Origin of the sequence: Desulfobacca acetoxidans DSM 11109, assembly GCF_000195295.1 — a bacterium.
In the GTDB taxonomy this organism is placed as follows: Bacteria; Desulfobacterota; Desulfobaccia; order Desulfobaccales; family Desulfobaccaceae; genus Desulfobacca; species Desulfobacca acetoxidans.
The window spans coordinates 1,212,268-1,230,636 of sequence record NC_015388.1 but is presented as its reverse complement, the minus strand read 5'-3'; the positions used below and the strand labels follow the sequence as shown (position 1 = coordinate 1,230,636).

Genomic DNA, 18,369 nt, shown 5'->3' with positions numbered 1-18,369 from the left:
AAAGCAGCTTTGGTATTAGCCATCATGTAATAATGGAGAAAACTATGGGAGAACATTGTCATTGCGGTACTCATGCCGCCTCAGCCCTTAGTCAAGCCCAGTGGGATCAGGTGGACGCCATCCTGAACCGCTATAAAGATACCCCGGGCAACCTGATGCCGGTGTTGCAGGAAGTGCAGGAGGCGGTGGGGTATATTCCCGCCGAGGTGCAGCAGCGCATCTCCTGCCAGCTCAAGGTGCCGGGGAGCGACGTCTTCGGAGTCATGAGCTTCTACTCCATGTACACCTGGCAGCCCAAGGGGAAATACGTCATCCGCTTCTGCGAGTCGCCCCCCTGCCACATTGCCGGGGCCGAGAACATGCTCCACTTCATGCAGGAGGAATTGGGCATCAAGGTGGGAGAGACCACCGCCGACAGCCTCTTCACCTTGGAGACCACCGCCTGCCTGGGGATCTGCGAAGTGGCCCCGGCCATGCAGATCAACGAGGTAGTGCACGGCAACCTCACCAAGGACAAGATCAGGCAGATCCTGGCCGACTACCGGGCCGGGAAGGCCCCGGATTATAAAAAACTGCCCTACAGCACCAACGCCTTCCGCAGCTATAAACAGGCCCCGGGAGAATTGATCCTCCTGGAGAACGTCGGGGTCATCGATCCCGAGAAGATCGACGACTACCTGGCCAAGGGCGGCTACCAGGCCCTGAAACAGGCGCTCACCGGCATGACCCCGGAAAAGATCGTGGAAGAGGTCAAGGCCTCCGGCCTGCGGGGCCGGGGCGGGGCGGGTTTCCCCACCGGACTGAAGTGGTCCTTTACCCGGCCCCTGGACGTTCCCCAGAAATACATCATCTGCAACCTGGATGAGGGCGAGCCGGGCACCATCAAAGACCGCTACATCGTCGAAGGCGACCCCCACAAGCTCTTGGAGGGCATGGCCATCGCCGGGTTCGCAGTGGGGGCCGACAAGGGCTATATCTACTGCCGGGGGGAGTACTATCTCTGTAAACACCGGCTGGCTACGGCCATTGCGCAGGCAAGGGCTAAGGGATATCTCGGAGAAAACCTCTTCGGCCGCGGCTTCTCCTTCGACATCGAGGTCCGCTCCGGGTTCGGCTGCTACATCTGCGGCGAGGAGACGGCGCTGATCGAGTCCATCGAAGGCAAACGGGGCTATCCCCGCTCCAAGCCGCCTTTCCCGGGGGTGGCAGGATTGTGGCAGAAGCCGACAATTGTCAACAACGTCGAGACCCTGGCGGCAATCCCGGCCATTATCACCCGAGGTGGGGAGTGGTACAAATCCCTGGGCACGGCCGACACCACCGGCACCAAGATCTACCAGATCATCGGCCATGTCCGGACGCCGCAGATCGTGGAGGTCCCGGCGGGCATCACGCTAAGAGAGCTCATCGACACCTATGGCGGCGGCATGCGGGACGGCGGGAAGTTCAAGATGTGCCAGACCGGGGGCGCCTCGGCCGGTATCGTCGGCCCCGAGGCCCTGGACGTGCCGGTTGACTTCGGCATGGCCAAGGTGGGCGGCGCTTTGGGTTCGGGAACCATGCTGGTGATGGATGAATCCGTCTGCGCCGTGGACTTCGCCCGCAGCGTGGCGGTCTTCTTCGCCCATGAGTCCTGCGGCCAGTGCACCCCCTGCCGGGAAGGGACGCGGCAGCTCCTGCAGACCCTGACCCGCATCTGGGAGGGCAAGGGGCAGCCCGGCGACCTCGATTTTTTGGAGAGGCTGGGCAAGACCATGATGGACGCCTCGTTCTGCCCCCTGGGCCAGACGGCCCCGGCGCCGCTCTTCAGCCTGCTGAAACGCTTCCGCCAGGAGTTCGAGGACCACATCGCCGGCAAGTGCACCCACGGGGTGTGTAAGATGGGTTAGGACCGGTAGCCATAATTTTTTTATAACCAGGCTTGGGGCAGACAACCATGGGTCTGCCCCAGTTTTGTAACAGGTATGTTGCTCGACATGTTAAAATAATTCTGTATCCTGCTTGACAATGATAAATATTCTTGTATAATCAAAAAAGTTTAGCATGTCAGACGTAATTCAGGTCGCAAATCCTGGACAAGAATCGGAGGGGGTGCCTACTCCCACCGATTTTTTTTTGCCTGACGGCTTTGTGTCCTGCTTATGTGGTAGGATATTTATGTAGCATATTGAGGAGGTTTCACCATGAAGGAAAACGGTACAGTAAAATGGTTCAATAATTCCAAGGGCTTCGGCTTTATTAGCCGGGAAAGCGGTCCTGATGTGTTTGTGCATCACAGCGCCATTCAAACGGATGGCTATCGCTCCTTGTCAGAAAACCAGGCCGTGGAGTTCGAAGTAGTTCAGGGTCCCAAAGGTGTTCAGGCCCAAAATGTCGTAATTCTTTAAGCTGAACTGACAGATGAACGGAACTCCGCAGTTTTAGGAGTTCCGGCACCCCTGCCGATATTAATACCAGCCAGTCAACCCTGGCAAATCCAACAAGGAGAAGATATGAGCATGAAGTTATACGTGGGCAATCTGTCCTTCGAGATGACCGAAGAACAGCTCGGCACACTGTTTTCCGAGGCTGGTCCTGTGACCTCGGCCAAGATTATCACCGACCGGCAAACTGGCCAACCCCGGGGCTTCGGTTTTGTAGAAATGGAAACTAAATCGGAAGGCAGGAAAGCAATATCCATGCTCAACGGCCGGACTGTCGACGGACGCCCCCTGGCAGTCAATGAAGCCAAACCTCAGCAAAAAAGCGGGTTTGGCGGTGGTGGCCGCCGGGGTGGGTACCGATAGAACCAGGGTTCAGGCGGCCGCATGAGGCTCCGGTCACTTTCAGTCATCTGATTTCCGGGTTATCAAAAGGCGGCCTATTGGCCGCCTTTCGGTTAAGAAACCGAACCCAGTGGCATATTCCCGCTGTTTAACATACATCTGCGACTACGGTGGATTTTCCGATGAATGTCTTCCTGGTTTTCGTCCGAGACCACAACTTTTGCCAGTTACTCCCGAGGGAACTGGATAGGTCAGGGTCTGACAATGGCCGGATCAAAATTATGGGCTTCCCACCCCTGGGAATCCAAACCCTTGCTCCGATCGTACGCCAGCATGGACATCAGGTCCGGCTATTCGACACCTGTCACCCGCAAATGCAGCCAGAACACATCGCTCAGGCAACCGAGGCCGATCGTCCCGATGTCATTGCCCTCTCTTGCCTCTCGACGACCACCTACCCGGCGGTCAAAGATTTATCCAGGCGGCTAAAAGTCGCGGCCCCGAAAATTCCCCTTATCCTGGGCGGCGCCTTTGCCACCATGAATTCGGTCCGTATCCTCAGAGACTGCCCTGACCTGGACTGCGTAGGGGTTGGGGAAGGGGAAGAGCTTCTCCCTGACTACCTTCAGAACCTTGACGATCCAGGCTCCGTGGCAGGACTGGTCTGGCGTCATGGTGGGAAGATTGTGAGAAACGTACCACGTCCGCTCCTTCGAAATCTGGATCAATTTCCTTATCCTGACCGGGCCAGCCTTCCCATCGACTACATCGAGTCATTGCCTTTGGATGTCCCCGCTGTTCTCTCTTTGGATAAATTTTGTACCATGCAGACATCGCGAGGCTGCCCCTATTCCTGCATCTATTGCGACATCCCGGCCCTGTCCCGGGGCAAATGGCGCTACCGTTCCTCGGCCCATGTACTGGGAGAAATGCAGCTGCTAAATGATTCGGGTTATCGGTCGATTTACCTCACTGACGATCATTTTCTTCTTAACCGAAAGCGCATTGGTGAAATCTGTTGCGGTTTCCTGGAACGCCGACTGGAATTCCGGTGGGGCTGCGAAGGTCGGGTTGATGCGGTCGCGGTTGATCAACTGTCTCTGATGAAAAAAGCCAATTGCAATTTCCTGGCCTTTGGAGTGGAGGCGGGCACCCAAAAGGTCCTTGACCGACTAAATAAAAAGCAGACTCTGCTACAGGTGAAACACGCCGTCAGTGAAGCGAAGCGTCAAGGCATCGAAAGGGTGCACGGTTTTTTTCTTGTCGGCTCTCCCGGGGAATCGAAAAAAGACATGATGGCCAGTTTCCGCTTTGCCACCAGGTTGCAGATCGACACCTTCGGGTTCAATCGCTTATGCACCTATCGGGGCACTCCGTTATGGCAGGAGTACATCGACCGAGGGATCATTGATGACGAGCGCGATTGGGATAAATGGTTCAAATGTTCAGATATCGATCCCACCGCCCTGTCCGGATCGGTGGTAAACCGGGTACGCATGCAAGGCTATGCCTGGCTTTTTGCTTGCCGTATTTTCCGGCGGCCTATCCGTACCTATAAGCTCCTGCGATTGTTAGGCCGGCATATGAAGAGAACCGATATCTTTAAGTTGCTCTGGAGCCCATTTCGGCGCCGGAGTTTAAGCCGGAAACCGGATCTCCCGGCCAGGATGATGGAGCTAGGACTCACCGAACCCCTCAGAAATATCCTCCCCATCACAGGAAGCACCCCATCCTGATAATGGCCAACAACGATAATTCTCTTTCGGTCTAATCTTGACTAGTTAGATTACGGGGTAAAAATTATGACCCAATCTGATGCATGTTCGAACCATGAATGTAACAGGTTAGATTCTGATACACCCATTAAAATTGATCCTCTAAGTTTCTTCCGGTATGCTTCCTTTAGTAAAGATCGCTGGCAGGAGCTTATCGGACTCACTATCAACCACTGTACCTTTGGCTTGGGAACCATCAAGAAAATAGATGGGGAATATATCTATATAGACCTACCCCAGCGCCAAGGCAAAAAACAACTTACGGAATTTGGGCTGGATTCTTTCCGGAGAGGTTTTTTCAATAATCTTGAGGTTAATAATGCCTTGCAGCAGAAAATCTTGGCGCCGGTTGAGGCCAGCCCAGAAATGCCATCTCAATCAGCAACCGTAGAGGCAGAAACTCCCCAGGAACCAGCTAAAAAGAAGAGAAAATACACTAAAACAACTAAAAAACAAGGATAGTTGATAAAGTCAAAGGTTATAGGCGAGAGGCTAGGCGGCTGGCCGTCAAAAACATTGCCTACCTTAAGCCTGTTGAGCGGAATAATAAGGCGGTCTGCTTTTAAATACCCTTACCTCAGAAGCAATGCCATATCAAAATAACTTGGGCTCACAACTATTGTCTCAGGATAATCACATCATTTTTTAACCCTCTTATTATACAGGGAATATTTTTGTCGAACCTAGAAGGAGAAGAAAAGGAGTTTATGGAATTTAGCATATTCGATTTTCACCACCAGGTCACGGCCGGCGTTGTGGCGGCACGATTTAGGACGCCTACGCCGATCCAGGCCAAGGCAATCCCGCTAATCATGCAAGGGCATGACGTTGTGGGCCTAGCCCATACCGGTACCGGGAAGACCGCGGCCTTTGTGCTGCCTATCCTGCATCGCTTGATGCAGGGCGAGCGTAGGCAGGTCAGGGCTCTTGTTATTGCCCCCACCCGCGAATTGGCCCAGCAGATTCACGAAGCCATAGGAACCCTGGGAAGCCGGACCGGACTCAGGAGCGTTACTATTTATGGCGGAGTTGGTTTCAATCCTCAGGTGGATAAGCTGAAGCGCGGCGCCGAGATTGTCGTTGCCTGTCCGGGTCGCCTGCTTGACCACATGAATCAGGGCACCATCGACCTGTCGAATCTGGAAGTGCTCGTCCTGGATGAGTCAGACCGGATGTTCGATATGGGATTTCTGCCTGATATTAGAAAGATCATCAAGCACGTGCCGACAGAACGCCAGACACTGTTGTTTTCGGCAACCATGCCTGATGATATTCTTCATCTGGCCCACGAAGTACTAAAAGCACCGGTTACGGTGCAGGTCAACAATATTGGACCGGCAATCAATGTCTCACACAGGCTTTATCCGATCAAGCAGCACCTCAAAACCGCGCTCCTTCTCGAGCTGTTGCGCCATACCAACACTGAATCGGTATTGATCTTTACGCGCACCAAACACCGGGCCAAACGGTTAGGGGAACAACTGGGGAAGGCCGGCTATCGCGCCACGTCACTGCAGGGAAATCTCTCCCAGGGGCGGCGACAGGCCGTGATGAACGGATTTCGCAACGGTACGTTCCAGATACTGGTGGCTACTGACATTGCCGCACGCGGGATTGACGTAACCCAGATTTCCCATGTTATCAATTACGACATGCCGGATACTATCGATGCCTATACGCATAGAATCGGACGTACCGGCCGAAATACGAAAACCGGGGATGCCTTCACTTTCATTACCTCTGAAGATGAGGATATGGTTCGCCGGATCGAGAATGTCCTCCGCACCAGGGTTAGACATTGTATACTTGACGGTTTTGATTATAAAAAAGCTGATGCGCTGCCCGATTGCAAGTTAGCCCGACCGTTGTCCCAAGCTCAGCGCCGCAGAGAACGGAAAAAAACTGAACCATCCAAAGGGCGCGGTAAAGATTCACAGTTTTTCGGACACAGATAAAGATTAAATCAGGCCAGCCACCGGGGGGGTCACTTGAGATGATTTGCTCCGATGGCCCAGGCCTCACACTACCGTTATTATGTTGATCCTTTGAGACACCTCCGAGGATATCGTATTTTACCTTAATCGGTACCGAAAAGAATTGTAGACCAAACCAAGATCCTCACCCGCCCTTCCCACCTAAAAAAACTTGTCAGACACTGATGAATGATAAACAAAGTTTAATCTGCTCTTCTTTTTCTCTTTAAATATATGCTATTCTAGACATATAATGAATTAGTCGTATAAACCAGATTAAGGGGGAAAATCGGTCATGAAGAGGATTGTATTTCTGTTAGGCATTATGTACATCATCAGTAGTTCTGGTGTCTGGGCCGGGGCGCAGTCGGAAATTCTGGTTTCCGCCGCCATCAGCCTGAAAAATGCCTTTACGGAGCTCGGCCAACTCTATCAGAAGAAGCATTCCGACGTCAAAGTAAGCTTTAACTTCGGCGCCTCCGGCGATCTGGCCCGGCAGATTCAGGGAGGGGCGCCGGTGGCGGTCTTTGCTTCGGCGGCTCAGAAAGATATGGATGTGCTTGACCAGGCTGGCATGTTAGTGCCGGGAAGCCGTAAGGATTTTGCCGGCAACGGGGTAGTCCTGGTTCAACCCCGGCAGGTATCCGTCAAAATTGGCGGTTTTCAAGATTTAACCAGACCTGAGATAAAAAAGATCGCCATCGGCAATCCCAAGACGGTTCCGGCGGGAAGATATGCCATGGATGTCATTAATTACTTTAAGATTGCCGATGTCATTCAACCCAAGTTGGTCCTGGCGGAAAATGTCCGGCAGGTGTTGGATTATGTCTCCCGAGGGGAAGTAGACGCCGGTCTGGTTTACCAAACCGATGCCTTGACCCGTCCCAAGGAAGTGCAGGTAATAACCCTGGCTCCACCTGCCAGCCACAAGCCGGTGGTGTATCCTCTAGCTTTAATCAAAGGCGCCGCCGATACTGCGGCGGCCAAAGAGTTTATCAGCCTGATTCTTTCTGCCGAGGGGCAGGACATACTCAAAAAGTATGGGTTTAAACCAGTTTCAAAAAATTAAGTATAAAATAACGCAGACCTGGTAGCTGGGAGAAAACTATTCCGACCCAACCATCAGCCTTTCCACCCGGAAACCGTTTACATAAAACCGGAAACTGTTTTTTATGTTAGACAGCGCCACACTTTTTTCTTTAAAACTCTCCCTGCAGGTGGCCGGCCTGGCCACCGTATTGGTCATGGCCAGCGGGATCGGCATGGCCTATCTGCTGGCCCGCAGAGATTTTTTCGGCAAGGAATTGCTGGACATCTGCCTGACCCTGCCTCTGGTCCTGCCGCCTACGGTCACGGGCTATTATCTGATCATCCTGTTCGGCCGCAACGGCGTTATCGGACGCCTCGTCTACGAGTGGACCGGCTGGACCATTATGTTCAGTTGGCAAGCGGCGGTCCTGGCCTCGTATGTGGTGGCCCTGCCCTTGATGATCAAAACGACGCGGGCCGCCCTGGAAGCAGTGGACCGCAACCTCATCAATGCCTCTTATACCCTGGGACACTCGGAGTGGCGCACGGCCCTCTGGGTCGTTCTGCCCTTGGCCAAGAAAGGCATCATCGCCGGAACCGTTCTCACCTTCGCCCGCGCCTTGGGCGAATTTGGGGCCACCCTGATGCTGGCCGGGAACATCCCCGGCAAGACCGATACCATGCCGCTGGCCATTTACACCTTGGCCAGCAGCGGCGAATGGCGTCAGGCAAATTTCATGGTCATCTTCCTGACGCTGATATCCGGGTTATTCCTCTACGTGGCCAATCGTTTCAGCCGGAGGATGGCGTAATGGGGCTGGCGGTACAGGCAATCAAGCGGGTCAATGGCTTCAAGTTAGAGGTGGACTGGCAGATAGGAAATGAACTGGCCGTGCTCTTCGGCTATTCCGGCGCCGGTAAGTCATTGACCTTACAGCTCATCGCCGGATTTCTGCAGCCTGATACCGGGCGGATTACCGCCAACGGCCAGGTGCTGTTTGACAGTCGGATGCGAATCAACGTCCCGCCGCAACGGCGCTCTCTGGGCTATGTCTTTCAAGACCTGGCGCTCTTCCCGCATATGACGGTGCGGCAGAACATTGCTTATGGAGCTACTGGATTATCCCGAACGGAAAGGGAACAACGGGTTGAAGAGATGTTGCACATTTTCCATCTGGAGGGGTTGGCCCGCAAACCCCCGGCAGAGATTTCCGGAGGCCAGAAGCAAAGAGTGGCTCTGGCTCGGGCCCTTATCCGAAGACCACAGGCCCTGCTCCTGGATGAACCGTTCTCAGCCCTGGATAATCCCCTGCGGCGGGAGATGCGCCGGTTTTTAAAACAGATTCACCGCGAGTTTGCCCTACCGGTGATCCTGGTAACTCACGATCTCCTGGAGGCAACCAGCCTGGCGGATACCCTGCTTATCTACACTGCTGGTAAAATCGCCCAGAGAGGGAGCCCCCAGGCGATCATCAGTCAACCGCGCACCCCAGAGGTGGCGGCGCTGGTAGCGTCTTATGATGGGCAGAGTCTCCAGAATCCTCAAGGAGATGAAAATTTAGATTGATTGCCTGCAAGTAACTTCTGCAAGGAAAGAGATATTGCCATGTAGGGGCGAATCTTGTGTACGCCCCTAGGTGAGGGCGAATACAAGATTCGCCTTTACAACAATAGCTCTGTTTGCCGATAAACTACAATTACACATGGTCTAACAGCCGAAATTGCATTTCGGGAAGGTACAGGTGGGGCATTCCTGGCAGAGGGCGCCGTGTCCCATGGCTGCCAGATCCTGCCGGGTGATGGTCAGGCCGGTCAGCAGACGGGGGAGCAACAGATCAAAGCTGGTATTCTTATAATATAGGGCGCAGGCCGGAACACCGATAACCTGCACCGCCCCAATACTGGCCAATAGGGTCATGGCTCCGGGTAAAATCGGCGCTCCATAGAGCAAGTCCTCCGCCCCGGCGTCGATCAGCCCCTGACGGGTGACATCGTCCGGATCCACCGATAGGCCGGCGGTCGTGACCAACAGGTCAATCCCTTTGTCCAGCAGGTCGGCTACCGCCTGACGGATGGCCTCCCGCTCATCCGGCACAATAATTACTCCCAAAACCCGGCTGCCCAGATATTCCACCTTTGCCTGGATTATAGGGGCAAACTTATCCTGAACCAGACCGCGGACGATTTCGGTGCCGGTGACCAGGATACCGACGCGGGCCCGGCGCAGGGACCGGACCTCATAGACCGGTCCGGCTTTTAGGACCGTCAGGGCCTGCTGCAAGGCAGCGGTCGGCAGATACAGAGGAACAGCCCGGGTACCGGCAATAATCTGTCCCTCGCGGACAATTCGAAAACCTTGGCGGCCGGCGCACATCACCCCTTCTACCAGATTAAACCGGGTCAACCGTTCCCGGTTTACCAACAGTAATCCGTCGCGCTCGGCCCGCAGGTTGATCTTGCCTTCCCGGGGTGGTCCATTAAAACACACCCCTGGCCCGGCCAGAGCCTGGGCAAAGGCCAAGGCGGCGGCGTCTTCATGCGTCCATTCTTCCGGATCGGGTTGGTTATCGGCGACAAAGATGTGATAGCGCCCCATCTGGTGCAGCCGGCAGAGGTCGCCTACGGTAATTTCCTGGCCATGAAGCAGAGCTGGCCCCTTGCTCACCCCCGGAATGATCTTTGTCATGTCGTGTAAAGCCGTCCGCCCCACTGCTTTTTCCACCGGGGTTCTGGTCAGGAGCGGCGCATCAATCTGCGTTGGACCAATTTCACCAGGTACTTGAGCGTACGGCGTTTCTCCCTGGCAGGCCCGACAGAGAAGACCGTCGGCAATCGGATAAGCCTCGCGGCATTGGGGGCAGATACCGATCTCTCCTTTGCTCCGGCGCATTAGAAATTGGGGCTGCATCCGAATCGGCTGCAAGCTGCAGATAGAATCCCCGGCGGCTTCAATTTCTTGCATCAATCGCGGGGTATCCTGCTCTTTTTTGGGCTTGAGTTTCAAGAACCAGGTCTTGATCTCCGGCCAATCCGAGAGTTTTTCCGGGTCCACATAGACCCGCCAACCCTCGCCGCAGTATTTGTCATAGAGACTCAAGGCATAGCGACCGAAATGGAAGACTCGCAGCCAATTATTGCCGACCGAACAGGGGGTAAGGAGTTGAATGGCGTCCGGGAGGCAACTGCGGGTCTCGCAGACAGCATCGTACAGGACGCCTTCAGGCAACCTCTGTTGAGCCGCTGCGACCATATAGCCGCCGACAAGAACCCCCGGAGCGGTGTAGCCATGAAAAGCCTTGACCATCACTAAATATTCCTGCCAGCTATAAGGACCGATATTCATTACGCCACCTTCTGAAATTTATAAATAAGGAACGGCGGACAGTGCCTATCTGGCATATTTACCGCCGTTGCTAAGCTCAATCCTGCCGTCCTTTGATTTATGGACGTTAGTCCATTTTATGTTAATAATAACATTAATATTATTGCCATTTAGCGATTGACAGGTTTTTTTCAGCTCACTATACTATAACCTATGTCAATTATGACATAATTATGATAAAGAGCCAACTAAAATGATATCATGACTCATACGGGCTCTGTCAGGTTCTGGGCGTTCCAGACGAAAATTTTTTTCTGATGGTATCGCCGGTCATCGGATTCACATTCCAAAGAAAGGACGGAGGTAAATCTTGTCATGTCTAAGCCGACGCTGACCCTGGACGGCCGAGTGGTAGAGTTCGATCCGGGGCAGACTATTCTGGAAGTGGCGCGCCAGGCGGGAATATACTCTATCCCCACCCTCTGTTATATGAAAAATACTCACCCCACCGGCTCCTGCCGCGTCTGCGTGGTGGAGATAGAAGGTTGGCGCACCCTGGCGCCCGCCTGCTCCACCGCCGCCACCGCCGGAATGGTGATTAAGACTGAGTCAGAGCGCGTGACTGCAGCCCGGAAGATGGTTATCGAACTCCTGTTGTCCTCCGGCAATCACAACTGCCTGGTCTGCGAAGCCAACGGTGCCTGTGAGCTCCAGGCCCTGGCCTATCGTTACCAGGTTCCTACTCCCAGCTTTGCGGCGCCGCCCGATACACCCTATTATTTTGAGGACGATAATAAGCTGATCGTTCGGGACTTTTCCAAGTGTATCATGTGTGGCCGCTGTGTCAGGGCCTGCAATGAGATTCAGGTCAACCGGGCTATTCAGATCGGTTACCGCGGCTCGCACAATAAGATCGTCGCCAAGAGTGATCTGCCCTATAAAGATTCCGACTGTGTATTCTGCGGCCAGTGCGTCCAGGCCTGTCCCGTCGGCGCCTTGACCGAAAGGAAGGCCAAAGGCCTGGCCCGCTCCTGGGAAACCCAGAAGGTACGCACCACCTGTCCGTATTGCGGTGTGGGCTGCCAGTTGCTCCTGCACCTGAAGGGCGAGCGCATCGTCAAGGTCACCGGTGTGGAAGGAGCGGCCCCCAACCAGGGTCGGCTTTGCGTCAAGGGCCGGTTTGGTTATGATTTTATTTATTCCCCAGAACGTCTGACTACCCCATTGATTCGAGATAAGAAGGAGGGAGAGCTGCGGGAGGCCTCTTGGGATGAGGCCCTGGACCTGGTAGCCGGCAGAATCAAGGATACCATCGCCAAGCACGGCCCCGATGCCATTGCTGGGGTGAGCTGTGCCCGCAGCATCAACGAAGATTCCTATCAGATGCAAAAACTCTTCCGCGCCGTGATCAAGACCAACAATATTGATCACTGCGCCCGTACCTGACACGCCCCCACTGTCGTCGGTCTGGCGACTGCATTCGGTTCCGGGGCTATGACCAATTCTTTTGCTGACTTTCCCAAGGCCAAAGGTTTCTTCTGCATCGGCACGAATATGACCGAGGCCCATCCAGTGGCTGCCACGTTCCTGAAGAACGCCGTCTTGAATGGCGCTCAACTCATCGTGGCAGACCCCCGCCGCACCAAGCTGGCCGAAATGGCCGATATCCACGTCCCCATCAAGGTAGGCTCTGACGTGGCTTTCCTGAATGGCTTGATGTATGTGCTTATTACTGAAAACCTGTACGACCAGAAATATGTCGAAAGCTGTTGCACCGGCTTTGAGGCTCTCAAGGCCAAGGTATTGGAATATCCCCCGGAAAAAGCAGCCCCCATTGTGGGCATTGAACCCGAGCTATTCCGGGTGGTGGCCCGCCGCATGGCTGCGGTCAAACCCCAGATGCTGATCTACACCCTCGGCATCACCGAGCACACCTGTGGGGTCAATAATGTCTTAAGCACCGCCAATATTCAAATGCTCCTGGGCAACGTCGGTTTTGAGTGCGGCGGCGTCAACCCGCTGCGGGGTCAGAACAACGTTCAGGGGGCCTGCGATATGGGAGCACTCCCGAATGTTTTTCCCGGCTACCAAAAGGTTATCGACCCGGCGGCCCGGGCCAAATTCGAGGCCTTCTGGGGAGTGAAAGACCTGCCGGATAAAAACGGGTTGATGATGCCCCAGATGATGGACGGCCTGCCCACCGGCAAGGTCAAGTTGTTTTACGTCTTCGGGGAGAATCTGGCCAACACCGAACCGGACATTCACCATGTAGAGAAGTGCCTGGCCTCGGCGGAATTCATGGTCTGCCATGATATCTTCCCTACCGAGACAACCCGATTTGCCGACGTCATCTTCCCGGCCGCGGCCTGGTGTGAGGACGACGGCACCTTTGCCAGCAGCGAACGCCGGGTCAACCGGGTGCGGAAAGTCAAGCAGCCCCCGGGCCAGGCCAAACCCAACTGGTGGATATTCAAGGAACTGGCTAAACGTCTGGGACAGGAATGGGCCTCCAATAGCGCCCAGGAGATCTGGGATAACGAGGTCTCTCATCTGGCCCCGGCCCTGGCGGGAATTAAATACTTCCGCATTGAGGGAGACGGTGTCCAGTGGCCGGCGCCCAACCTGGAGCATCCGGGCACCTGCTATCTCCACAAAGATGGCTGCTTCACCTGCGGTCAGGGTGTCTTCACCCCGGTGGATTGGACCCCGCCGGCGGAAGTGCCGGATGCTGAATATCCTTTTGTCCTCAGCACCGGCCGCCGCCTCTATCATTATCATTCCCGTACCCAGACCGGCCGCAGCGTTGGACTTAATGAAAGGTTAGGGGAAGAAACGGCGGATATTTCTCCGGCCGATGCCGCTGCGTTGGGAATCAGCAATGGGGAAAAGATCAAGCTCTCCACCCGACGCGGGCAGGTCATGGTCAAGGCATTGGTCACACCCCAAGTACCGCCGGGCATGGTGTGGATGGCCTTCCATTTCCGAGAGGGCTGCGCCAACTGGCTCACCCACGCGGCCTTTGATCCTGTCTCACAGACTGCGGAGTATAAGGCCTGTGCCGTCAAAATTGAGAAGGCAGGATAGAGGGAGGAAAAACCATGTCTGCACACTGCCATTCGCACAGCGCTCCGGCCCCGGAGATCACCCCGGAGCAGTGGAACGCCATCGACAGCATCATTGAGTCGTATCGGAATGTCCCCGGCAACCTGATGCCGGTCCTCCAGGCGGTTCAGGAAGAGATCGGCTGTCTGCCGCCTACGGTCCAGGACCGCATCGCCACCGGCCTCAACATCCCCGGCAGCGATGTCTTTGGGGTCATGAGCTTCTATTCCATGTATACCTGGCGGCCCAAGGGGAAGTACGTCATCCGCTTCTGCGAATCACCTCCCTGCCACATCCAGGGGGCCGACAACCTGCTGGAATTCACCCAGGCCGAGTTGGGTGTGCCGCTCAAGCACACCACCAAGGACGGCCTCTTCACCTTGGAGACCACCGCCTGCCTGGGGGTCTGCGAAGTGGCCCCGGCCATGCAGATCAACGAGGTGGTGCACGGCAACCTCACCAAGGACAAGATCAGGCAGATCCTGGCCGACTACCGGGCCGGGAAGGCCCCGGACTATAAAAAACTGCCCTACAGCACCAACGCCTTCCGCAGCTACAAACAGGCCCCGGGAGAATTGATCCTCCTGGAGAACGTCGGGGTCATCGATCCCGAGAAGATCGACGACTACCTGGCCAAGGGCGGCTACCAGGCCCTGAAACAGGCGCTCACCGGCATGACCCCGGAAAAGATCGTGGAAGAGGTCAAGGCCTCCGGCCTGCGGGGCCGGGGCGGGGCGGGTTTCCCCACCGGACTGAAGTGGTCCTTTACCCGGCCCCTGGACGTTCCCCAGAAATACATCATCTGCAACCTGGATGAGGGCGAGCCGGGCACCATCAAAGACCGCTACATCGTCGAAGGCGACCCCCACAAGCTCTTGGAGGGCATGGCCATCGCCGGGTTCGCAGTGGGGGCCGACAAGGGCTATATCTACTGCCGGGGGGAGTACTACCTCTGTAAACACCGGCTGGCTACGGCCATTGCGCAGGCAAGGGCTAAGGGATATCTCGGAGAAAACCTCTTCGGCCGCGGCTTCTCCTTCGACATCGAGGTCCGCTCCGGGTTCGGCTGCTACATCTGCGGCGAGGAGACGGCGCTGATCGAGTCCATCGAAGGCAAACGGGGCTATCCCCGCTCCAAGCCGCCTTTCCCGGGGGTGGCAGGATTGTGGCAGAAGCCGACAATTGTCAACAACGTCGAGACCCTGGCGGCAATCCCGGCCATTATCACCCGAGGTGGGGAGTGGTACAAATCCCTGGGCACGGCCGACACCACCGGCACCAAGATCTACCAGATCATCGGCCATGTCCGGACGCCGCAGATCGTGGAGGTCCCGGCGGGCATCACGCTAAGAGAGCTCATCGACACCTATGGCGGCGGCATGCGGGACGGCGGGAAGTTCAAGATGTGCCAGACCGGGGGCGCCTCGGCCGGTATCGTCGGCCCCGAGGCCCTGGACGTGCCGGTTGACTTCGGCATGGCCAAGGTGGGCGGCGCTTTGGGTTCGGGAACCATGCTGGTGATGGATGAATCCGTCTGCGCCGTGGACTTCGCCCGCAGCGTGGCGGTCTTCTTCGCCCACGAGTCCTGCGGCCAGTGCACCCCCTGCCGGGAAGGGACGCGCCAGCTCCTGCAGACCCTGACCCGCATCTGGGAGGGCAAGGGGCAGCCCGGCGACCTCGATTTTTTGGAGAGGCTGGGCAAGACCATGATGGACGCCTCGTTCTGCCCCCTGGGCCAGACGGCCCCGGCGCCGCTCTTCAGCCTGCTGAAACGCTTCCGCCAGGAGTTCGAGGACCACATCGCCGGCAAGTGCACCCACGGGGTATGTAAGATGGGTTAAAACCGTCAGACAATCAAAACATTCGCGGCCATTTGTCGGCCCCGATGGATTAAAATCCCCCCTTATCCATTTTAATACCGAGGGTCAGGGGGGATTTAACTTATATAAAAACAGTGAGCCGTGAGCCGTGAGCCGTGAGCCGCAAAAACATTATTGTGAGCAGCCGCCACGATTCTGTTTTTATGCTTCGTTGTGTTCGGGAGAACATGTGCACTTATATAAAAACAGTGAGCCGTGAGCCGTGAGCCGTGAGCCGCAAAAACATTATTGTGAGCAGCCGCCACGATTCTGTTTTTATGCTTCGTTGTGTTCTTGAGAACATGTGAACATATATGAGAACAGTGCTCTTATAGACGGCGGGCGCGGCCCGCCCTAGGCGGAAATTGCCGCTAAATTATCGATAATGGGATAGGCCGCCGCTTATATTTAACATGGTCGATGAGAAAAAATTTATATGAACACAGTGGGCAGTGGGCAGTGAGCAGTGGGCAGAAAAAACATTATTGGGAGCAGCCGCCACGGTTCTGTTTTCATATTTCGTTGTGATCACCAAAACCTGACAATTTATAAGTCGGACTTCACTTTTCGGTTCGAGCTTGCCAAGCGGGATGAGCTCCAGTAAGATGAAGCATGGCACAGGTTCTGATCTGGCGAGGTCCGGTAGATGATAGAATCTTGGATCCGGCATTGCCGACGCTTCAGGAGGGGGGCGTTATTGCGTGCCCTACTGAAACATATTACGCCCTGGCCGTGGATGCTTTCCAGGAGTCGGCCTTGCATCGACTCCTCCAGCTCAAGAAAAGGCCGAGGTCTAAGGGACTGCTCGTGCTGTTGGCTGATCTGCAGATGCTGGATCTGGTAGCAGCAGAAGTTCCATCACTAGCCCAACGACTGATGGCGCAGTTTTGGCCCGGCCCGCTCACCCTCATATTGAAAGCCCGGCCAGATTTGCCCAAGGCCCTGACTGGTGGAGATAATACTATCGGGGTGCGGGTATCGAGCCATCCCCTGGCGCAACATCTGCCGCAGATGTATGGTCGCCCCGTCACCGGAACCAGCGCCAATCTTTCAGGACAGGCGCCAATGATCAGTGCCTCGCAGATAGAGCAGGAACTAGGCGCGCAGATTGATCTAATCCTAAAAAACAGCCCCTGCGGCGGCGGCTTGCCGTCAACCATCCTTAATATTACCTGCAAGCCTCCTCTTTTAGTACGAGCCGGCGCCGTCAGCCTGGAGCACCTCGAAGAATGCATCGGTGTAATCAGAGGCTTATAATTTAAGTCTTCTGAATAGTAAATGGTTATGGGATCTTAAATGGTGCAGCAAAGAATCACGGCAGAACCAGAATCCCTGGTTATGGCCGGAGACCTGGGGGGAACGAACTTCCGTCTGGCCTTGGTGACCAGGACTGGGGAGATTATCCGACGTCTGACTCTGCCAACCCCCAAGGGTAAGGGCGCCGATCACCTTCTAGACCGGATGGCTGCCGCCATATTAGGCCTGATGGAAGAGGAAGGCATTATTCCAGGGCGCCTTCAAGCCGTTGGAATGGGGATAGCCGGTCTCATCCAACCAGATAAAGGACGGGTAGTGAAATCCCCTAATATTCCCGAATTGGACTGGATCTGGCTTGGACCGGAACTCAGGCGGCGGTTGCCTTGGCCGGTAACCATAGACAACGACGCTAATCTCTTTGCCCTGGGCGAACATTACCAGGGAGCTGGCCGCGGCGAGGACAACCTGTTGGGCCTCACTCTGGGAACCGGCGTCGGCGGCGGCTTAATCCTGAACGGCAGGCTCTGGCAGGGGGCCGGCGGCCCTTCAGCAGAGGTCGGCCATATTACCATCGACCCGGAAGGCGAGCGCTGTTCCTGTGGCAACCAGGGTTGCCTGGAGACCTTGGCTTCAGCCACCTGGACGGTGAGATGGACAGCCGAACGCTTGGCTGCCGGACAAAAATCCCTGCTCCAAAAAAACTGGCGGGAAAATCCCGAGGGACTCTCAGCCTTGACGATTTATCAGGCTGCGACTGCCGGAGATGCCCTGGCGCAAAAAGCCTTTCAGCGGGTCGGCCGAGCCCTGGGAATTGCCATAGCCGATGTGGTGCACCTCCTGGGCATCCCTTTGATCATTATTGGCGGCAACTTCGCCCAGTCTTGGGATCGATTCATCGGTCCACTGAGAGAAGAGTTGGAACGAAGACTCACGTTCTTCCCAGCGGCTAAGCTAGTCATTCGACCCGCGGCCTTGGGCGATAATGGCGGCCTCTTGGGCGCCGCCAGGCTGGCGTGGATGCAGGTTTCCTGCTAATAGTTGTTATCGGAACTCTGTTGTTCGTCTGACGTTCGATTAATCGAGTGTAGAAATAATAGTCGAAAATCCTCGGATAAGGAATCAATATCATATTTTGACCAGGGAGGGCGGTTCAACGAAGTGTTGAGATCAGGCGGAGGACTGGGCTTGCTAAAATGCAGATTGAGAATTTCCAAGAGGTTCGGAACAGGCAATTGGGCATATAATTTACTGATCGTAATCACCAACTCAAAGTGTTCATGGAACAAC

Annotated in this window: 14 protein-coding genes; 13 read left to right on the top strand and 1 reads right to left on the bottom strand. The window is 55.4% G+C overall.

All coding sequences use genetic code 11. The features are described 5' to 3' along the window. Positions 1 to 44: 44 nt before the first annotated feature. The 9 genes from nuoF (DESAC_RS05280) (at position 45) to DESAC_RS05240 (ending at position 9,109) form a co-directional block, all read left to right on the top strand. On the top strand, positions 45 to 1,889 hold the full coding sequence (gene nuoF, locus DESAC_RS05280; protein ID WP_013706042.1) for an NADH-quinone oxidoreductase subunit NuoF: 1,845 nt from the start codon (positions 45 to 47) through the stop codon (positions 1,887 to 1,889). Positions 1,890 to 2,183: 294 nt separating this feature from the next. After that, complete coding sequence (locus DESAC_RS05275; RefSeq protein ID WP_013706041.1) at positions 2,184 to 2,387, top strand: cold-shock protein; 204 nt, start codon at positions 2,184 to 2,186, stop codon at positions 2,385 to 2,387. A 111-nt stretch (positions 2,388 to 2,498) separates the two neighbouring features. Continuing rightward, entirely contained in the window at positions 2,499 to 2,786 is a 288-nt protein-coding gene (rbp, locus tag DESAC_RS05270; protein WP_258164927.1) for an RNA-binding regulator, read from the top strand. A gap of 161 nt (positions 2,787 to 2,947) precedes the next feature. Then, the gene (locus DESAC_RS05265; RefSeq protein WP_013706039.1) at positions 2,948 to 4,501 is read left to right on the top strand and encodes a B12-binding domain-containing radical SAM protein; all 1,554 of its coding nucleotides are present in this window, start codon (positions 2,948 to 2,950) and stop codon (positions 4,499 to 4,501) included. A gap of 66 nt (positions 4,502 to 4,567) precedes the next feature. Further along, positions 4,568 to 5,002: a hypothetical protein gene (locus tag DESAC_RS05260; RefSeq protein ID WP_013706038.1), complete on the top strand. Its 435-nt coding sequence runs from the start codon at positions 4,568 to 4,570 to the stop codon at positions 5,000 to 5,002. Between the two features lie 245 nt (positions 5,003 to 5,247). Then, positions 5,248 to 6,495: a DEAD/DEAH box helicase gene (locus DESAC_RS05255; RefSeq protein WP_013706037.1), complete on the top strand. Its 1,248-nt coding sequence runs from the start codon at positions 5,248 to 5,250 to the stop codon at positions 6,493 to 6,495. 313 nt (positions 6,496 to 6,808) lie between these two features. Continuing rightward, entirely contained in the window at positions 6,809 to 7,582 is a 774-nt protein-coding gene (gene modA / locus DESAC_RS05250; RefSeq protein ID WP_013706036.1) for a molybdate ABC transporter substrate-binding protein, read from the top strand. 103 nt (positions 7,583 to 7,685) lie between these two features. Next, positions 7,686 to 8,354 carry a molybdate ABC transporter permease subunit gene (gene modB, locus DESAC_RS05245; RefSeq protein WP_013706035.1) on the top strand — a complete coding sequence of 223 codons (669 nt, stop codon included), beginning with the start codon at positions 7,686 to 7,688 and terminating at the stop codon, positions 8,352 to 8,354. Beyond that, positions 8,354 to 9,109 (top strand): ABC transporter ATP-binding protein, encoded by a 756-nt coding sequence (locus DESAC_RS05240; RefSeq protein ID WP_013706034.1) that lies wholly within the window; start codon positions 8,354 to 8,356, stop codon positions 9,107 to 9,109. The genes modB and DESAC_RS05240 overlap by 1 nt, the downstream gene beginning before the upstream one ends. Positions 9,110 to 9,250: 141 nt before the next feature. Here the strand turns inward: DESAC_RS05240 and DESAC_RS05235 are convergent, their stop codons facing one another. Continuing rightward, positions 9,251 to 10,885, bottom strand: coding sequence for an FmdE family protein (locus DESAC_RS05235; RefSeq protein WP_013706033.1), 1,635 nt, complete (start codon positions 10,883 to 10,885; stop codon positions 9,251 to 9,253). A 354-nt stretch (positions 10,886 to 11,239) separates the two neighbouring features. On the opposite strand from DESAC_RS05235, the gene fdhF reads away from it, so the two are divergent. From fdhF to DESAC_RS05210, 4 genes are all read left to right on the top strand, one after another. Then, the gene (gene fdhF / locus DESAC_RS15690; protein ID WP_013706032.1) at positions 11,240 to 13,948 is read left to right on the top strand and encodes a formate dehydrogenase subunit alpha; all 2,709 of its coding nucleotides are present in this window, start codon (positions 11,240 to 11,242) and stop codon (positions 13,946 to 13,948) included. Positions 13,949 to 13,962: 14 nt separating this feature from the next. Beyond that, entirely contained in the window at positions 13,963 to 15,807 is a 1,845-nt protein-coding gene (gene nuoF, locus DESAC_RS05220) for an NADH-quinone oxidoreductase subunit NuoF (RefSeq protein ID WP_013706031.1), read from the top strand. A 630-nt stretch (positions 15,808 to 16,437) separates the two neighbouring features. After that, a complete protein-coding gene (locus DESAC_RS05215; protein WP_013706030.1) occupies positions 16,438 to 17,082 on the top strand; it encodes an L-threonylcarbamoyladenylate synthase in 645 nt (214 codons plus the stop codon). Between the two features lie 39 nt (positions 17,083 to 17,121). Further along, complete coding sequence (locus DESAC_RS05210) at positions 17,122 to 18,117, top strand: ROK family protein (RefSeq protein ID WP_013706029.1); 996 nt, start codon at positions 17,122 to 17,124, stop codon at positions 18,115 to 18,117. Positions 18,118 to 18,369 lie beyond the last annotated feature (252 nt).